Consider the following 18,063-nt stretch of genomic DNA (forward strand, 5'->3'; position numbering starts at 1 on the left):
TTCCAGTCATCTACTTTGCTTTCATGCCAACTCGATGTATATTGGTTTCCACATGAACGTCATAAGTAAGATCTTTAAAGTATTCTCTCCAATTTTCTTTTGTTTTAATTTTTTTATTCCAGTATTTTGGAAGTTTAGCCCGGAAATGTTCTCCAAATCCAAAGATATCTGCTTTTTCTTCCTGCGTCTTCGAAATTAAACTTCGAATGGATTCAGCTGTGTCCTTTGAAGCTTCCTTTTCAATTTTATCAATCATACTTGAATTGGATAAAGATATCTTTGCACTATGCTTTTCATCTATTTCGCTCTCGTAGCGAACCTTCATTGCAACATGAGGTTTTCCATCCTTTAGACGAATCTTCATTTTGATTTTTCGGTTAACCGCCCTGACCATAACCATTTTTTCCGTTCCAGGTACCTTCACAAAGGCACCATATCCTCCCTTATTAATTCCGATAACGGACATATAGACGCCTATTTCTAAAGGTGATGTTGTTCCGACAAGCCGATCTCCGCGAAAGAAAGCAAGTCCATCTAGCTGGATGCTAGATTTTTTTTTAAGAGTTAAGTAAGGAAGAATGGGTTCCTGTCCTTTACTGGAGTAAATTGTCCAAAACAGACCAATAAAACTGGGTGGGAATTTTCCAAGTGCAGCTAAATTATCAACCATGTCAGCCAAATACAATGATGGAATCCTTTCAAGTTCCGGTGACAATTTCATATAGGTAGCGGCTGGCTCTTTTGATACAACAAGTGATGCAGTTCTTCTAATTTCTGGATTACGCCTAAGAAAATCATTAAATCTCTCAATGCCTTTTTTCGCAACGTCTTCATTCAAAACGATAATCCTTAAATGTCCTAGAAATATCTCATCCGCTACCTGTTGCTGAAGATTGAGAATCGCATCATCAATCGTATGTCCCACCACATTTATGATCAATACTGACTTACTTGTTCCTTCTGTTTGTTCAGGACCTAAGGGGATTCTTCCGGGTACGGCAATTTGGACCGTTAACTTAATCATTTCTTCATTTGGAATTGGAAATTGACCTTTTAAATGAGAAACTTCAGGTTCTTTTTGATCATCCGAATCTGCTTCATCTATACCTATGGCTAAAACAGTTGCACGCTGTTCAATTTCTTGACTATCCCAGCAGCCAGAGAGTAAAGGGAAAATTAGGAAAAAGGGAATGAATAGGCGTCCATTACATTTGCTGAGATACACTTTTTTTCCGCCTCCAACCCTTAAAGAAATCAATCAATAGCAACAATCCTGGATATAGAATTGTAATCAATAGACCTGCTCTACCCACAAACTGGATAATCTCATACATTTGTAATATATCTCTTGGCATCATTGCTAAGATAAATACAAATGGCAGAATAAAATAAGATATCATTTTGTGATCCTTTAAGCTGAAGAGTTCTTTTATAGAATGGATTGTTAAGTAATAGCTGGAAAATAATGTCGTGAAAACGGCGGTTACCCATACCGCTAAAAAGATTACATCTAGCCTCTGTAAAATATTCCCCGGCATAGTGGTGGTCCGAGCTAGTTCTAATGTTGGCCAGAAAATTTGTTTAATCTCTTCTGGCCCAAAAACAGCGACTGTAGCAATAACAATTAATAAATATAATCCACCAGAAATGAAAATTCCCCAGAAACTAGCCTTTAGGGCTTTAATCGGCGTTTTCATGGCTGGAATAATCATGGTGATAACAAATGATCCTTGGAATAATGCAGAAATAGTAAACATGCCTTTAAACATTTCATTTAAATCGTTACCAATAATAGGCCGCAAATATAAGATGTTCGCATTTTTTAAAGAAAATGCAACGACGATCAAAACTGGAGCTAAAATCATAGGAACATAGAAGTTATGAATGTAGGCAAACACATTGATATTGTTCCGGCAGCTTAGGCATGCAAGCATTAGCATAACTATCACGGTGATTTCCAATGGAGTTTCTCGCAAAACCGCCGATACAACAACAGCCCCAAATTCACGAGCAGCGAGTCCTGTTAAGACTAAGAAAAAGAAAATCACAAAAATGCTGCAAAATCGACCCAGCCATTTACCTATTATTTCTTGACTATAAGTAATTATGGTCTTTTGTGGATGACGAACTCCAAGAAGTGTGAGAATAAATAACCCTATGGCCGCAAGAATAATTCCGGTTAAAGTAACAAGAGGTGCCGCTGTTTCACCTGCGCGAACAGCAAACAAAGGTAATGGAAGAACTCCTACCCCAATAATCGTACTAATTAAGATCGTTGTTGCTTGAAGTGTTGTTATCTGTTTTGGATCCCCCATTACTATTACCCTCCCGCTGATCATTTCCCATTTTATTGTGTTTTAAGACCGTATTATCATTTTTTTTTAGTCGGCTGCGGTTAGCCGGCTGGAGGAATTCAGGTCTTTTTGGCATCCACCACAACGGGCTGCGAATGACAACGTCTTTCATTCCTTGATAGTCCTCTGGAGAGACAGGAGCCATGTACGGGACTCCAAATGATTTTAAAGACAGCATGTGATTAAAAATAAAGATAATTCCGATTACAACCCCGTATAAACCAAAAATTCCAGCCATGATCATGATTGGAAAACGAAGCATCCTTAATGCAAAAGCAGCAGTATATGCAGGTGTAGCAAAAGAACCAATGGTGGTAAGGGCAATGACGACGACAGTGATCGGACTTGATAAACCAGCTTCAACGGCTGCCTGTCCAATAACCAATACCCCCACAATCGATAATGCGCCACCTACTTGTTTAGGGAGACGAACAGTAGCTTCCCGTAAAATCTCCATTGCCACTTCAATAAGTAATACTTCAATCACCGCAGGATATGGAACTCCAGCCCTTCCTCCAGCGACTGCCACAGCAAATTCAGTTGGCAGCAGCTCAGGGTTAAAGGAAATGAATGAAACGTAAAGAGACGGAAATATAAGTGAAAATACCAGGGCCAACATACGGGCTATCCGAGCAAAGCTCCCCATCAAAAACCTCGACGAATAATCCTCTGTTGTTTGATAAAATTGATTGAAAACAACGGGGACCATCAGAGCAAAAGGCGATCCATCAACAAGAATGGCCACTCTTCCCTCTACTAAATTAGCTACAGTTCTATCTGGCCTCTCTGTACTTTGCGTTTGAGGAAATGGTGAAAACGGGTTATCCTCAATAAACTGTTCTAAATAGCCGACATCCATTATGGCATCAATATCAATTTCTGAGAGTCTTTTTTCGACTTCCTGAATCACTGTCTCACTGGCGATCCCCTTAATATAACAAAATGCTACAGTTGATTTTGTTATCCGGCCGATTTTCAATGTTTTCACTTGGAAATCAGCCGTTGGAAGGCGATATCTAAGCAAGGCGATATTCGTAGAGATATTCTCGATAAATCCTTCACGAGGTCCTAATATTACTTGTTCCGTCTCTGGCTGAGCGATGGATCGCTTCTCCACGCTTCTCGTTCCTATGTGGATGGTTTCACTGATCCCATCGATTAATATGACAGATTCACCTCTTAACAGGAACTCAATTAATTGTTCGATACTTTCTTCAAGCCTTGCTTGACTATGATAAAGCGTTTCATTAATAAGAATGTCCATGATTTGATCAAGAGGGATATCTCTTCCGCTTAAATGCTCAGGTATATACATCAATGGCTTTAAAACATCCTTATTAATGGTTTCCTGATTAATTAAATTGGAAAAATAGATAATGGCAGCATGGAATTTTCCGAAAATCTTAAAGTGCTTAATGGCAAGGTCATCATTTTGGCCTAGGATACCTTTAATTAATTCCTCTTTATCTTTAAGTGAACTAGAAGTAGGTGTGTCCCCTTGTTCCTCCAGCACTTTACTTGGAATTAACATTTTGGGTTTTTTGGTATTTTTCTTACTTAACAAGGACACAGTCCCACCTCCTTACCTTTAACATTTACCAATTTTTTCATTCTATTCCTAATATCCCTATGATTTAAAGCTATTCCCCCAATTATTAACTATAGGTAAAATCGATTAAGTATCATCGTGCGAATAGATAAAATGAATTTATAAAAACAGTTCACTTTTCTATAATCAATTAGATGAGTACAAAATCCTTGAGGTGAGAAATTTATATGAAGAATTGGTTTACTGCTATTATTTTATTTATGCTTGTTATCTCTTTAGCCGCTTGTGGCCAAACAGAAGAAAAAACCACGGGTGGTGAAAAAGAAATAAAGACTGACGCCGTTCTAAAAATTGGGGCGCTGCCAGATCAGAATGCTGCTTTTATTGAAAAAGGGATGACAGCAGTTGCTGAGCATCTTAGTGAAAAAACAGGATTAAAAGTAGAGTTTGTCCCATCTGTGGATAATGCTGCATTAGTAACGGGATTTGGGCGTGGTGAGCTTCATTTAGTTTGGTTTGGTGGGTTAACTAGTGTTCAAGCAAGAAACCTTGTACCAGATGCAGAGTCTATTGTTCAAAGACCACGTGACGCTGAGTTCCAATCGGTATTTATTACCCAAGAAGGATCAGGGATTAAATCACTTGAGGATTTAAAAGGCAAAACCTTTACCTTTGGAAGTGAAACATCCACATCTGGACGGTTAATGCCTCATTATTTCATGATTGAAAACGGTATTGACCCTAGCAAGGATTTAAATGGTAAGGCGAATTTTTCTGGTAATCATGACACAACTTATAAATTAGTAGAATCTGGATCATTTCAAGCAGGTGCGTTAAATATCTCAGTTTGGGAAGCGGCTGTAAAAGAAGGAAAAGTAGATGCAAGCAAAGTCAAAGCTTTTTATACTACTCCTGCTTATTACGACTATAACTGGACGATAAATAGCAATATTGATAAGGAATTTGGTAAAGGAACAGCTGAAAAACTAAAAGATGCCCTTCTCTCTATGCCAGGTGGAAAACAAGAAATCGCCGAACTGTTCCAAACAGATAAGTTTATCGAAACAAAAAATGAAAACTATGGAAAAATCGAGAAAGTTGCAAAAGAATTAGAGATTATTAAGTAGTAGGTGTGGAGACATGTCTTCAAAAAGAATGATTGAAGCAAAAAACATAATAAAGTACTTTGAGAGGAAGATAGCTTTATCTTCCCTTTCTTTTTCTATTAAACAAGGCGAAATAGTGGCGCTTATTGGACCCAGCGGCGCCGGAAAAACAACTTTATTAAATATAATTGCCGGTTTAATCCCCCTTGAACAGGGAGAATTATTGATTGACGAAAAGCCCCTTTCCAGCTATAAGAAAGGGAAACAATTTGCGAAAAAAGTCGGTGTGATCCGCCAGCAATTTGATTTAATTGGGCCGTTAGCGGTTATCCATAATGTCCTTGCTGGCAAATTGTCTGAATGGAATCTTTTTAAATCGCTTTTTTCTCTGTTAGTTCCTCAAGAAAAAGAAGTGGCTGTTGCAGCATTAAAAAGGGTTGGTCTTGAAGATAAGATTTTTGAGTTGACCAAAAATCTTTCTGGGGGTGAGCAGCAGCGGGTGGCAATGGCACGCTTAATGGTGCAAAGTCCAGAGATCATCTTGGCCGATGAACCGGTCGCCTCCCTTGACCCGGCAAGGGCTGAAGATGTTTTAGCAATGTTGACAAAAATTGTGTTAGAGGAGCATCAGACATTAATCGCCTCCCTTCATTCGGTAGAATATGCTCGAAAGTATTTTACAAGAATCATTGCCCTTAAGAACGGAGAAATCTTATTTGATTTACCAACGGAAAAAGTGACAGATCCACTTTTAGCTGAATTGTATCAACTAAAGGAGCAGGATTAGAATGAAAACGCACATCCCCTTTTTCCGTTTACACAATCGTTTCATTCTTACAGTATTGTTGTTAGCTGTTTTCGGATGGAGCCTGTTTTCGGTTTCGTGGAGCTCGGACCTTTTTTCATCAGGTGGCATACCTACGATGCTGCAAATATTTGAAGGGTTAATAAAGCCGGATTTATCAGCGAACACTTTTATGGTTGGTCTTAAAGCTTCAGGTATCACCCTTGCCTATGCGATTACCGGAATGTCCTTAGCGGTTGTTTATGCCTTCATTGTTGGTATATTAGCCTCTGGTGTCTTAACTACCGAAAAATTTTCACGAACCATTTCCAAAATCTTTTTCCGTGGCTTATTAGGTTTTACGCGATCGATTCATGAACTGATTTGGGCATGGCTGTTCGTAGCAGCAATTGGATTATCTCCATTTGCGGCCATTTTTGCCCTAGCAATTCCCTATGGTGGAATACTTGGAAGAATTTTTGCAGATATGTTAACCGACGTTCCCGAGCAGCCGATCCTCGCGTTACGATCAGCGGGTGCTTCCCGATTACAAACCTTAATTTATGGCTATCTTCCACTTGTATGGGCAGATATGATCAGTTATACGATGTATCGTTTTGAATGTGCGATTCGTTCCAGTGCAATCATGAGTTTTGTTGGACTGGGCGGCTTAGGTTTTCAAATTCAACTATCATTGTCTGACCTTAAATATAACCAAGTTTGGACATATGTATTTTTTCTAATCGTGATTGTGATATTAGTTGATGTATGGAGTAAATTTGTTCGTGAGGGCTTAACCAGTCATAATCAAAGAAAAAGTATTAAGTCAGGATGGAGTTCCACCCTCCTTGCAATCCTATTAATCGCCAGTTCCTGGTTACACATTACCTTCGGTGAAAAAGCAAACTTATTTGCCTTATTAACAGAACAAAATCTGGAGTATGCAAAAAGGTTTTTCGCTGGACTGATAGGGATTGATCAGGAAAATCCTGCATTTTTCGATGCAGGCAGCTGGGCTTCTGCCCTGAGGTTAACGTATGAGACCTTGATTATGAGTATCATGGCGATTGGTTTTGCAGCGGTTACTGCATTTTTTACTGTGATTCCTGCAACTGGAAATATCGCCAATGGGAGTTTGACTTTATCAAAAAAATGGTATAACTGGTTTTTATACGGTTTGGTTCGAATTTTATATGTTTTTTCCCGCGCAGTCCCAGAATTAGTCTGGGCAATGATGATAATATTTATTTTTAAGCCAGGAATACTGCCAGGAGCACTCGCCTTAGCTCTTCATAACTTTGGGATACTTGGTAAGCTTTGGGCAGAAGCAATTGAAGATATGGATCCAAGACCGATCCGTAACCTAGCAACTGCAGGTGCGGCGAAAATAGAAATTTTGTTTTACGGGATTCTTCCAATCGTTTTACCGAGATTCCTAACCTATTTGCTTTATCGATGGGAAGTCATCATGCGAACAACAATTGTTGTAGGCTTTGTAGGTGCTGGGGGCCTCGGAATGGAGTTTAAATTGGCGATGAGCTACTTTAAATATACGGAAATCACATTGCTATTAATCTGCTACATGATTCTCGTCATCCTTGCAGACCTAGCTTCAGAAACGACAAGAAAAGCAGTAAAATAGTGAGCACGCTTTCCTCTTGGATGTGTGCTTTTTTCTTGCTGATTAATTGCTAGCAGGCGCTAGAAAGTTGCTATTCATTCCGTATAATCAATATATCTTTGTCGAATCATCGCGATTTTATGACTTAAATGCTTGTATTAGCAAGATGTTTTCTATTATCCTAAGCATAGTGGTTGAAATTGTTAAAGATATTTTATAGAAAGATTTGAACTGGTTCGAATCATTAGGAGTGGAAATTCTTTGGAAACAAAACGAGCATTACCCATTTTATTTTTGGTCATGTTTTTAGTGATGATTGGCTTTGGAATCATAATTCCTGTCCTGCCTTTTTATGCTGAAAAGATGGGGGCTAATCCTACACAACTTGGATTACTAATGGCTGTTTATTCTCTGATGCAGCTCATCTTCGCCCCGATTTGGGGGCGTTTATCAGATCGGATAGGACGTAAGCCAGTTATGATGATTGGTATTGCTGGTTTAGCATTATCATTCTTTCTTCAGGCGCTAGCATCCCAGCTTTGGGTCCTATTTGCTGCCCGGATTATTGGAGGAATGCTTTCTGCAGCGAACATGCCTACAGCGATGGCCTATGTTGCTGACATTACGACACCTGAAAATCGAGGGAAAGGCATGGGGATAGTAGGTGCTGCTGTAGGCCTTGGATTCGTTTTTGGTCCAGCGATTGGCGGGGTTTTCTCTAAATCAAGCATGAGCATGCCGTTTTATTTAGCTGGAGCATCTTCATTGATTACGTTAATTTTAGTATTTTTCCTATTAAAAGAATCCTTGCAAAAAGGTGATGAAGGGATTGATCCAAGTAATAACCCATCACGGTGGGCAGCATTCACTGGACCATCTACCATTCTGTTTTTATTGCAGCTCTTTATCTCTTTATCCCTTTCTGGTTTAGAGGCCACCTTTGCTTATTTTGCTGCTAAGAGAGCTGGATTAGGAGCAACACAGCTTGGTTACATATTTATGATCATGGGCTTTGCTGGAGCAATGGTGCAAGGCGGCTTAGTCGGAAAGCTAACAAAGAAATATGGTGAAGGCGCCGTCATTCAAGGAGGAATTATTGTATCGATTATTGGCTTTAGCTTAATACTGTTAGTGGATAGTTTTGCTACAGCTGCCATTTATTTATCCATCTTTGGGATTGGGAATGGTGTCATTCGTCCAAGTGTTTCCTCCCTGCTGACGAAAACATCTACTTCTGGCCATGGGAATGCTACAGGTCTTCTATCTTCGTTTGATTCCCTTGGTAGAATTATTGGACCGCCACTAGGCGGCTGGCTGTTTTCATTATCGATGGGACTGCCTTATATATCTGGTGCGATTATTTCCGTCCTTGCTTTCATTCTTTATCAGGTTTATCGTTCACAGGCAAAACTCTTTAAAACAAATTAGCATTAGGGTTATTGGACATGCATAAGATAGGTTACGAAGATGTAAAAAAAGGAGCCAATAATGGATGAAGACAATTTCTCATTTTTCAACATTTTTAATCCTTTGTTTCTTAATCGCTCTAGTTGCCTATCTTGATTCGCCCTATTCTTTCATTCATAAAAACTATTCCTATATGACAAGTGAACAAACCGCAGCACAACCTGTAGATGTGGAGCCTCCTACTGAAGTGCCCGTTTTAGAACAAAGACTTGTCCATACGGAAAAAACAAATGGATATATCGTCGAGACGTATCAGGAATATGAGGTTTATTACGATGAAGAAGGTACGATCATTAAAAGTGTTCCAACATCGAAAACGGAAACGGTAAAATATTGGGATAAGGACTTAATAAAAGATGAAAGATAAAACAGCTGGCAATGAATCATTGCCAGCTGTTTTATGCATATAGATTATGTTCCGCAATAGGTACGATAAGGTTGACTGGATGGTTCAGGTTGTTTACAGTATTCATCCTTATCATCCGTGTAGGTGTAGGGGCTTGATAGCACGTTTAGAAGTCTTTCCATTACGTGATAGTCCCCGTGTTCTACAGCAGCCTCTAGTGCCTCTTCTACCCGGTGATTTCGAGGAATAACCACAGGATTACTTTTTCTCATTAACTCATGGGAAGACACTTCCGCTTCTGGTTGTCTACTTAGCCTCTCTTGCCATAGCTTCTTCCATTCGGTAAATTCAGTTGTGCCAAACAAGTCACTGCCCTCCTGCCTATCATAAGTTAACGCGGTGAAGGTATTGGTATAATCCGCCTGATACTTCTGCATGATCTTAAGTAGCTGATCAATCAGTGTTCGATCGTCCTCTTCTCTCGTATATAATCCTAATTTTCCTTTCATTCCCTCAAGCCAATTATTTTTATAAATGTGAGCAAAATCGGAGAGTTTATCTTGGGCTAATGTTACAGCCTTTTCTTCATTATCATCCAATAGTGGCAAAAGAGCTTCAGCTAAACGTGCAAGATTCCATACACCAATATTCGGCTGATTACCGTAGGCATAACGGCCTTCGCGGTCAATGGAACTAAAAACGGTCGCTGGATCATACGTATCCATAAAAGCACACGGCCCGTAATCGATCGTTTCACCGCTAATGGTCATATTATCGGTATTCATGACTCCATGAATAAAGCCAATGAGCTGCCACTTAGCAATCAGCATGGCCTGACGCTTGATTACTTCCTGGAGCAGTGTAAGGTAAGGGTTCTCCTCCCCTTCAATTTCTGGAAAATGGCGTTTAATGGTATAGTCAGCAAGAATTCTTAAATCGTCACCCTTCCCCCATTGTGCCGCAAATTGAAAGGTTCCTACACGTAAATGACTGGATGACACACGGGTCAAAATAGCACCAGGTAATTCAGTTTCTCGGATGATTGTTTCACCTGTAGACACAACAGCCAAACTGCGGCTAGTGGGAATCCCAAGGCCATGCATCGCTTCACTAATAATATATTCACGAAGCATGGGACCCAGTGCAGCCCGTCCATCTCCCCCACGGGAGTACGGCGTTCTACCTGGTCCCTTGAGTTGAATATCAAAACGGCCACCATTTGGTGTAATCTGTTCACCAAGCAATATCGCACGCCCATCCCCTAACATGTTGAAATACCCAAATTGATGTCCAGCATAGGCTTGAGCAAGTGGGGCAGCACCCTCAGGTACTTGGTTACCAGCCAGTACAGCTACTCCCTGATCACTTTGAAGCGACTGGAGGTTGATCCCAAGTGAGTTTGCCAATGGTTCATTGAGTATGATTAATTTTGGGGACTTTACGGGAGTTGGATTGACTTTTGAAAAAAAAGATTTAGGCAGTCGTGCATAACTATTATCGAAATTCCATCCCGGTTTTAATCTTTGATTCGTCATCGTATCTCCTCTTCTTTATGAATGTTTCACTGCGCACATTAGTTTTTCCTCGAACATTTGATAATACCCTACCACAATTAGGCTCCAATATCATTCAATAAGAATTTTATCATTGTTTTTGGAAATATTAAGGTTGGTTTTATCATTCCAATTTTATACTTAGTGTATCACTGGAGGTAATTGTATGGCGATGCGAAAGAATGATAAATTTGCAGAGTATTTAATTAATATTTCTTTGAATTTAAAAGAAAGTGCCAATTATTTTGCAGATTACAAATTAAAAGATGTCAGTGACCTTAAAATTTTCTCGGAAACAATGAAGGAATTTGAATCTAAGGGTGATTCTATGGTCCATAATGTGATAAAAGATTTACATAATGCATTTATCACTTCCATAGAACGGGAGGATATTTTAACGCTTACGATGAGCATGGATGATGTTTTAGATGGGTTAGAGCATACAGCCGCCCTTTTTGAAATGTATTCAGTGGTAAATGCTGATGATTATATGCTTCAATTCGTTGATGCGATCCGTAAATGTTCCGAAGAAATTGTAACCGCTGTTGAGATGATCTCCACTAAGAAATTACTAAATATCAGGGAGCATGCCATCAAAATAAAAGACTTAGAATCGAAATGTGATGCAATTTTGCGTGAATCGATAAAGCATTTGTTTACAAATGAAAAAGATGCAATACGGATTATTCAGTATAAAGAAATCTATGAAGAACTAGAGAACATTGCAGACGATTGCCAAGCAGTTGCCAATATATTAGAAAGCATTATCATGAAAAATGCTTAGAATGAATGAATCAAAATTCGCGAGTAATAAAAAAACACGCAAATTGCGTGTTTTTTTAGTGTCCAACAGCCTTTTTTAAACTGCCTTGTTTAGGATGTGAGGTAAGCTTTTCCAATAATTTGTTACTCTCTTTATTTAGTCCAATTAAATGAACAAGCACACCATTTTGCTGATATTTTATTACAACCTTATCAATGGCTCCAACAGCTGAATCATCCCATAAATGAGCATGTGAAAGGTCCAGCGTTACATCATTCACTTTTTCACTGAAATCAAAACCTTCGACAAATTCAGTGACAGAAGCGAAGAATAATTGACCAGAAACCTGATAGGTTTTGTTTCTTGACCCTTTAGCATCTAAGGTGGTTACTTCTACCTTAGAAATTTTCGATGCAAAGAAAATCGCACTTAAGATAATTCCAACTAATACTCCCTTAGATAAATCATGAGTCATTAGAACCGTGATGACCGTCGCGACCATGACAATGGTATCGGTTAATGGAGTCTTGTGTATGTTTTTCAAGGCTGACCAATCAAATGTTCCAACCGACACCATGATCATCACTCCAACTAATGCAGCCATAGGAATCAACACTAAATATTCATTTAAGACAACAATTAAAATCATTAAAAAACTACCAGCAACGAAGGTTGAGAGTCTGCCTCGTCCGCCGGATTTAACATTTATAACCGATTGACCAATCATCGCACAGCCAGCCATTCCACCGAAGAAGCCTGATACAATATTTGCGATCCCTTGTCCTCTAGCTTCCTTATTCTTATCACTGGTTGTGTCAGTCATATCATCGACAATAGAGGCCGTTAATAATGATTCCACTAAACCAACAATGGCAATCGATAAAGAATATGGGAAAATGATTTGTAATGTGTCAAAATTAAAAGGAATTTCAGGTATTAAGAAAATTGGTAATGTTTGCGTAAGATTGCCCATATCACCAATGGTTCGCACTCCGCTACCCGTTAGTACTGAGATGATCGTAATGACGATTATTGCAACTAAAGGTGATGGCACAGCTTTTGTAAAACGTGGAAGAATATAGATGATGGCTAAGGCACCTGCAACCATTGTGTACATAACCCATGTTTCACCGACAAAATGAGTTAATTGAGCAGTAAAAATCAAAATAGCTAGTGCATTGACAAATCCTATCATAACGGAACGAGGAACAAATTTCATTAATCGCCCTAATTTTAGGGCACCCATCACGATTTGAATGACACCTGTTAGAATCGTTGCAGCTAGCAGGTACTGTAATCCATGATCTTTTACCAAGGTTGTCATTAATAAAGCGGTCGCACCGGTTGCAGCCGAAATCATCCCTGGTCTTCCGCCAACAAAGGCAATGACCACGGCAATACAAAAGGATGCATATAACCCAACCATTGGGTCCACTCCGGCAATAATTGAAAAAGCGATTGCTTCTGGAATTAACGCCATCGCAACGACTAAGCCAGCTAAAACATCTCCCCTGATATTTCCAAACCATTCATATTTAATTGTGTTTATGTTCATGAAGCACCTCTTTCAAATGTAATATGACTTTCAACTCTCATGAAAGTCGGGTCCGTTGGTCACAAAAATAGAGTATATATGAATGTGACAAATTTGTGAAATGTCATGTAAACGCAATCATCTATTAAATTCTTTAACTTCCTCTCTTTCTCGCTTTTTTTCTATAAATCCATAAAAAAAGAAGGCCGTTGACGACAACGGCCTTCTTTTTTATATTATTCACCTAAGTCAACATTGTGGAACACTTGTTGTACATCTTCTAAATCTTCTAGGGCATCAATCATTTTCTCAAATTTGGCTTGAGCATCTTCTGGCAGTGTCACATCATTTTGAGCAAGCATTGTTAATTCTGCTACCGTAAATTCACTGATACCAGCACTTTTTAATGATTCTTGGACGGCATGGAATTGGTCAGGCTCCGCATACACAATCACAGACTCTTCTTCTTCTACGATGTCACGAACATCAACATCTGCCTCCATTAAAATTTCAAGCACTTCATCAGCTGTTTTTCCTTCTAAACCAATAACGGCAGTGGCATCGAACATATAGGCTACGGATCCACTGACCCCCATATTTCCACCGTTTTTACCAAATGCAGCACGAACATCAGATGCTGTTCGGTTGACGTTATTTGTAAGGGCATCGACGATTACCATGGATCCATTAGGCCCAAAACCTTCATAGCGGAGCTCTGAATAGCTTTCCTCGGAACCGCCCTTCGCTTTTTCAATCGCACGATCAATAATATGCTTCGGTACATTGTACGTTTTAGCACGTTCTAGGACAAATTTTAATGCTTGGTTTGATTCTGGATTTGGCTCACCACGTCTAGCTGCTACGTAAATTTCAACACCAAATTTTGCATAAATACGACTCGTATTTGCATCTTTTGATGCTTTCTTTTCCTTAATGTTATTCCACTTACGGCCCATAATGAACACTCTCTTTCCGCTTTAAATCTATACAAAAATAGTAATAGAAATCAACTGCATCTTCAACACTTTTCGATTTTATTATGAAATGAGCCTGAAGGTACAATTATTCACCACATAATATTATACCTTAATTGTTTCATTTGTTAAGTGTTCTTTAGCGGTCCGAATATGTTTTTTAACATTAGACTTTAAGTTTGGATATAAATGTGAGTTCCGTTTGAAATCTTTCTAATATTTCTTTGAATGGGGAATGAATCAAAAGTGGAAAAAGGGTCTCTAATGCTTCAAAATAATTTTGCCCTAGAGCCTCGCGAAGAAGAACATATTCATGGAAAAGCAGCGCTTTCTCAAAATCAATTCCTAATTCATATAAGCCTCGATACAAATAATCTCTCGGAATTTGCTTAATTTTTTTGTATACGACTTCGTTTTTTTCAATTAATTTCGTTTCTAGATAGCGAGTTACGTAATCCGTGTAGACCATTTGACCAATTTCATTGGTTTCCTTTTTCGTATGATTAAAACCAATGACCCGATCTTCTTTATTTTCTCGGATGATATATGTCTTATTGCCCTTGATATGTGTGATAAAATTCTTGATATTCTTATCAAAAATTTTATTGAATTGTATGATTTGATGGAGCTTGACAGCAAATTCAGTATGCTCCTCCCCTACCACAAATAGTCTGTCGACAATTGGCAAAAGTTTTAATACTCCTTCTGAGAGCTGACTAGATGCATCATAAATAATAATATCGAATTCCTTTTTCATCTGTTTTACTTTTCTTTTTTGATCCGCTAACGACAATTTTGAAAATTCATGAATCAATTCATTGGAATTCTCTTCATTTTCTAGAGTCCCGTAGGATATGAACGCAGCTGACAAAGTGGTATTCATTTTTAGCCAATAATAGATAGACAATGATAGTTCTGTTACACCCGATTTTGCTTTTGGTGAATAGAAACCAACCAAATACATATCACTCACCTGCCTTTTATTATTATCATATTTAGACAAGCCATGAATGGTTAACGGAATTGACAATAGAAATAAGATAAAAACCCTTTCAAGTCGAAAGGGTCATTTTTATACAAAAATAAGAAGCAGCCATAAGTATAAACATAGTAGAGTAAAAATGAGGGTTGGCGGGATGACGATGATGGTCACCTTGATATATTCTAGCCATGATATTTTGATATTATTTTTCTTTAGAATATCCATCCAGATCAATGTTGCCAAGGTTCCGATCGGTAAAATTAACGAACCGATATCGCTTCCAATAATGTTGGCTAGATAAACAGTTTTGGTAAGTAAAGGATTTAGTCCCATTTCAGTTAGCGCTAATGTCGACACCATCAGGGCAGGATGATTATTGAAAATATTAGATAAGAATGCAGTAATGATTCCCATCGTAACACTCGCATGTAGTAAACTGTCATTTACGATCGAACTTAGACTTTTCAGTAATAATTCTGTCAAACCAATATTATGCAAGCCAAAAATGATGACATACATGCTGAAAGCAAAGATTAATATATGCCATGGGATTTTGGTAATAAGGTCTTTGGGATTTTTCTTAAGATGGACCCATCTCCAAATTAATAAAACAATCGAACCGATAACAGCAACCAGAGACACTGAAATATCGAAGAATGATGCAACAAAAAGGCTAATCCTCACGATAAAAACAAAGATAAGCATTTTGATCATTAGTTTCTTATGATTTTCAAACATTTCCTCGTTTTTTCTCTGTAATGGATGAAATCGATGATGATTTTGCAATGGGAGGGTGTAGGAATGGAGATAGATTTCTTTAGGGATTTCTTTTTTGAATACAAGGAGTAGTAAAAGGGCTAAAAATAAGAGACCAATTGTACTTGGTACAAACATCATCGCCGTTTGCAGATAGAGATCCATTCCAATAATTTTTAGGGCAATTAAGTTAACGATATTACTTACACCTATAGGGGCACTTGAAGCGGTTGCAATCAAGGCGCCGCTTAACAAAAACGGGATCTTTTGCCGGTTCTTCAACCCAATATTTTTAAAAATCAAGATGAGAATCGGTGTCGTGATCAAAATACTGCCATCATTGTTAAAAAATAAAGTCATTAAAAAACATAGTAGTAAAGTATACCAGAATAAGCGGATCCCTGATCCTTTTGATAGTTTTAACATCAATGCAGCCGTCCAACGAAAGAAGCCAAAACTTTCAAGGACGATTGCCATGACGATCGTTGCAATGATGGTGATGGCTGCCCCTGTCACTTTCGAGCTAATATCGAGGAGGTCAGCAGGTGAAACGCTCCCGCTAATAAAAACGATAATGGCTCCAATTGTTGCTGGGATTGCTTCGTTCATATTTTTCGGACGGATAAATATCATCACCATGGTTAGCAGAAATGCAAGGATTGTAATGATCACCGTCGATTGATGATACATAAAATATCTTTCTCTCCTTTCGTCCTTTTGAAAACATAATTAGGAATATCAATTTCTGTCTTGTCATTTCTTGTCCTGTGCTTTATCATACGTCGATTAATAGAGGCTTGAACTAAACGAATATCCTGTTTTTACTTAAATCAGCAAGTATCTATAAATTTTTGTAAAATAACTTATGGATATTAACCTAGTTTTTTTCTACTTAATGTTAATCAATGTATGATACCGGATCTATTTCAAAAAATAAGACCAGTACTTTTGTGTACTGGCCTAAAATATTCTCTATTTTCACGCACCTGATTCTTCTTTTTACTTTTTCTTACCCTTTCCATGACGTCCTTTTGGACCTTTTCCTTTACCTTTTCCCTTTCCTTTTCCTTTTCCTTTTCCTTTACCTTTGGAGCCCTTGCTTCCTTTAGAGCCACAGCTGCCCTTGCTTCCACTGGAACCTTTACTTCCTTTAGAGCCACAACTTCCTTTGGAGCCATTGCTTCCTTTAGAACCGCAGCTGCCTTTGCTTCCACTAGACCCTTTACTGCCCATAGAGCCACAACTTCCTTTGGAGCCATTGCTTCCTTTAGAACCGCAGCTGCCTTTACTTCCACTTGAGCCTTTACTTCCATGAGAACCGCAACTTCCCTTGGAGCCGTAGCTTTGCATCGGTTGTCCGCAGCCGCAGCCACATTTTTTTTCTTTCTTATTGTCATCTTTGTACGAATGATCGCCACCGCAGCCGCATTTTTTAGAGTTTTTATTGTTTTCTTGGTTCGAATGTCCTCGATCACCCCAGAAGATATTGCCGTAACCATATCCTGTATAACTGCTTCCACTTGAATGGTGGTCACCATGAGATCCTTTGCTTCCACCTTTAGAACCTTTTCCCTTGCCTTTTCCTTTTCCTTTAGAGCCTTTACTGCCGCCTTTGGAGCCTTTACTGCCGCCTTTGGAGCCTTTACTGCCGCCTTTGGAGCCTTTACTGCCGCCTTTGGAGCCTTTGCTTCCACCTTTAGATCCTTTGCTTCCACCTTTAGATCCTTTGCTTCCGCCTTTAGAACCTTTGCTTCCGCCTTTAGAACCTTTGCTTCCGCCTTTAGAACCTTTGCCTCCGCCTTTGGAGCCCTTGCCTCCGCCTTTGGAGCCCTTGCCTCCGCCTTTGGAGCCCTTGCCTCCGCCTTTGGAGCCCTTGCCTCCGCCTTTGGAGCCCTTGCCTCCGCCTTTGGAGCCCTTACCTCCGCCTTTGGAGCCCTTGCCTCCGCCTTTGGAGCCCTTACCTCCACCTTTAGAGCCCTTACTGCCGCCTTTAGAACCTTTGCTGCTATCGCCGTGAGATCCTTTACTACCGCCTTTAGATCCTTTTCCTTTTCCTTTAGACCCCTTACCTTTAGAACCTTTGCCGTCACTTGCTTTTGCCTGGACGTCCCAGCATTTTTGCTTATCAGAATGATCTACTGGATTATTATCTAGAAATAATAGAACGCCATTTTCTTTCGCTTTTGACAGCAATTGAGTCATTTCAGTCCTCATTACGGTTTTCCACCACTTTCATAATTAGTTATTTTCTATATCTAATTTATGGAAATGTAG

General features: G+C 39.1%; 15 protein-coding genes. 6 read left to right on the forward strand and 9 right to left on the reverse strand.

From position 1 onward, the window contains the following. Positions 1-10 precede the first annotated feature (10 nt). Genes ACWM35_RS09130 through ACWM35_RS09140 form a run of 3 tightly spaced genes read right to left on the reverse strand, consistent with a single transcriptional unit; the run spans position 11 to position 3,885 of the window. A complete protein-coding gene (locus ACWM35_RS09130) occupies positions 11-1,225 on the reverse strand; it encodes a Ger(x)C family spore germination protein (RefSeq protein ID WP_454817538.1) in 1,215 nt (404 codons plus the stop codon). Continuing rightward, positions 1,206-2,315 (reverse strand): GerAB/ArcD/ProY family transporter, encoded by a 1,110-nt coding sequence (locus ACWM35_RS09135; protein ID WP_454817540.1) that lies wholly within the window; start codon positions 2,313-2,315, stop codon positions 1,206-1,208. The genes ACWM35_RS09130 and ACWM35_RS09135 overlap by 20 nt, the downstream gene beginning before the upstream one ends. Further along, positions 2,263-3,885 (reverse strand): spore germination protein, encoded by a 1,623-nt coding sequence (locus tag ACWM35_RS09140; RefSeq protein ID WP_454818158.1) that lies wholly within the window; start codon positions 3,883-3,885, stop codon positions 2,263-2,265. Before ACWM35_RS09140 ends, ACWM35_RS09135 begins: the two co-directional genes overlap by 53 nt. A gap of 245 nt (positions 3,886-4,130) precedes the next feature. Here ACWM35_RS09140 and ACWM35_RS09145 point away from each other — a divergent pair, with 245 nt between their 5' ends. The 5 genes from ACWM35_RS09145 (at position 4,131) to ACWM35_RS09165 (ending at position 9,248) form a co-directional block, all read left to right on the forward strand. Further along, complete coding sequence (locus ACWM35_RS09145; RefSeq protein ID WP_454817542.1) at positions 4,131-5,030, forward strand: putative selenate ABC transporter substrate-binding protein; 900 nt, start codon at positions 4,131-4,133, stop codon at positions 5,028-5,030. Positions 5,031-5,043: 13 nt separating this feature from the next. Then, positions 5,044-5,796 carry a phosphonate ABC transporter ATP-binding protein gene (locus ACWM35_RS09150; RefSeq protein ID WP_454817544.1) on the forward strand — a complete coding sequence of 251 codons (753 nt, stop codon included), beginning with the start codon at positions 5,044-5,046 and terminating at the stop codon, positions 5,794-5,796. A gap of 1 nt (position 5,797) precedes the next feature. Beyond that, complete coding sequence (locus ACWM35_RS09155; protein WP_454817546.1) at positions 5,798-7,435, forward strand: PhnE/PtxC family ABC transporter permease; 1,638 nt, start codon at positions 5,798-5,800, stop codon at positions 7,433-7,435. A 240-nt stretch (positions 7,436-7,675) separates the two neighbouring features. Beyond that, entirely contained in the window at positions 7,676-8,842 is a 1,167-nt protein-coding gene (locus ACWM35_RS09160; protein WP_454817547.1) for an MFS transporter, read from the forward strand. Positions 8,843-8,906: 64 nt separating this feature from the next. Beyond that, positions 8,907-9,248 carry a hypothetical protein gene (locus ACWM35_RS09165; protein WP_454817549.1) on the forward strand — a complete coding sequence of 114 codons (342 nt, stop codon included), beginning with the start codon at positions 8,907-8,909 and terminating at the stop codon, positions 9,246-9,248. Positions 9,249-9,292: 44 nt separating this feature from the next. On the opposite strand, the gene ACWM35_RS09170 is transcribed toward ACWM35_RS09165, so the two are convergent. Further along, positions 9,293-10,762: a protein adenylyltransferase SelO gene (locus ACWM35_RS09170; RefSeq protein ID WP_454817551.1), complete on the reverse strand. Its 1,470-nt coding sequence runs from the start codon at positions 10,760-10,762 to the stop codon at positions 9,293-9,295. 184 nt (positions 10,763-10,946) lie between these two features. Between ACWM35_RS09170 and ACWM35_RS09175 the strand changes: the two genes are divergently transcribed. Continuing rightward, positions 10,947-11,564: a DUF47 domain-containing protein gene (locus ACWM35_RS09175; protein WP_454817553.1), complete on the forward strand. Its 618-nt coding sequence runs from the start codon at positions 10,947-10,949 to the stop codon at positions 11,562-11,564. Positions 11,565-11,619: 55 nt separating this feature from the next. On the opposite strand, the gene ACWM35_RS09180 is transcribed toward ACWM35_RS09175, so the two are convergent. The 5 genes from ACWM35_RS09180 to ACWM35_RS09200 all read right to left on the reverse strand — a co-directional run bounded on the left by ACWM35_RS09180 (position 11,620) and on the right by ACWM35_RS09200 (position 17,879). Beyond that, positions 11,620-13,098, reverse strand: a complete 1,479-nt coding sequence (locus ACWM35_RS09180; protein ID WP_454817555.1) for a SulP family inorganic anion transporter — start codon at positions 13,096-13,098, stop codon at positions 11,620-11,622. A gap of 215 nt (positions 13,099-13,313) precedes the next feature. Continuing rightward, the gene (locus tag ACWM35_RS09185; RefSeq protein ID WP_454817557.1) at positions 13,314-14,033 is read right to left on the reverse strand and encodes a YebC/PmpR family DNA-binding transcriptional regulator; all 720 of its coding nucleotides are present in this window, start codon (positions 14,031-14,033) and stop codon (positions 13,314-13,316) included. A gap of 184 nt (positions 14,034-14,217) precedes the next feature. Then, on the reverse strand, positions 14,218-15,015 hold the full coding sequence (locus tag ACWM35_RS09190; RefSeq protein WP_454817558.1) for a hypothetical protein: 798 nt from the start codon (positions 15,013-15,015) through the stop codon (positions 14,218-14,220). 108 nt (positions 15,016-15,123) lie between these two features. After that, a complete protein-coding gene (locus ACWM35_RS09195) occupies positions 15,124-16,479 on the reverse strand; it encodes an arsenic transporter (RefSeq protein ID WP_454817560.1) in 1,356 nt (451 codons plus the stop codon). A gap of 236 nt (positions 16,480-16,715) precedes the next feature. Beyond that, positions 16,716-17,879 (reverse strand): hypothetical protein, encoded by a 1,164-nt coding sequence (locus ACWM35_RS09200; RefSeq protein ID WP_454817562.1) that lies wholly within the window; start codon positions 17,877-17,879, stop codon positions 16,716-16,718. Positions 17,880-18,063: the final 184 nt, after the last annotated feature.

The sequence above is a fragment of the Neobacillus sp. K501 genome (assembly GCF_053749995.1).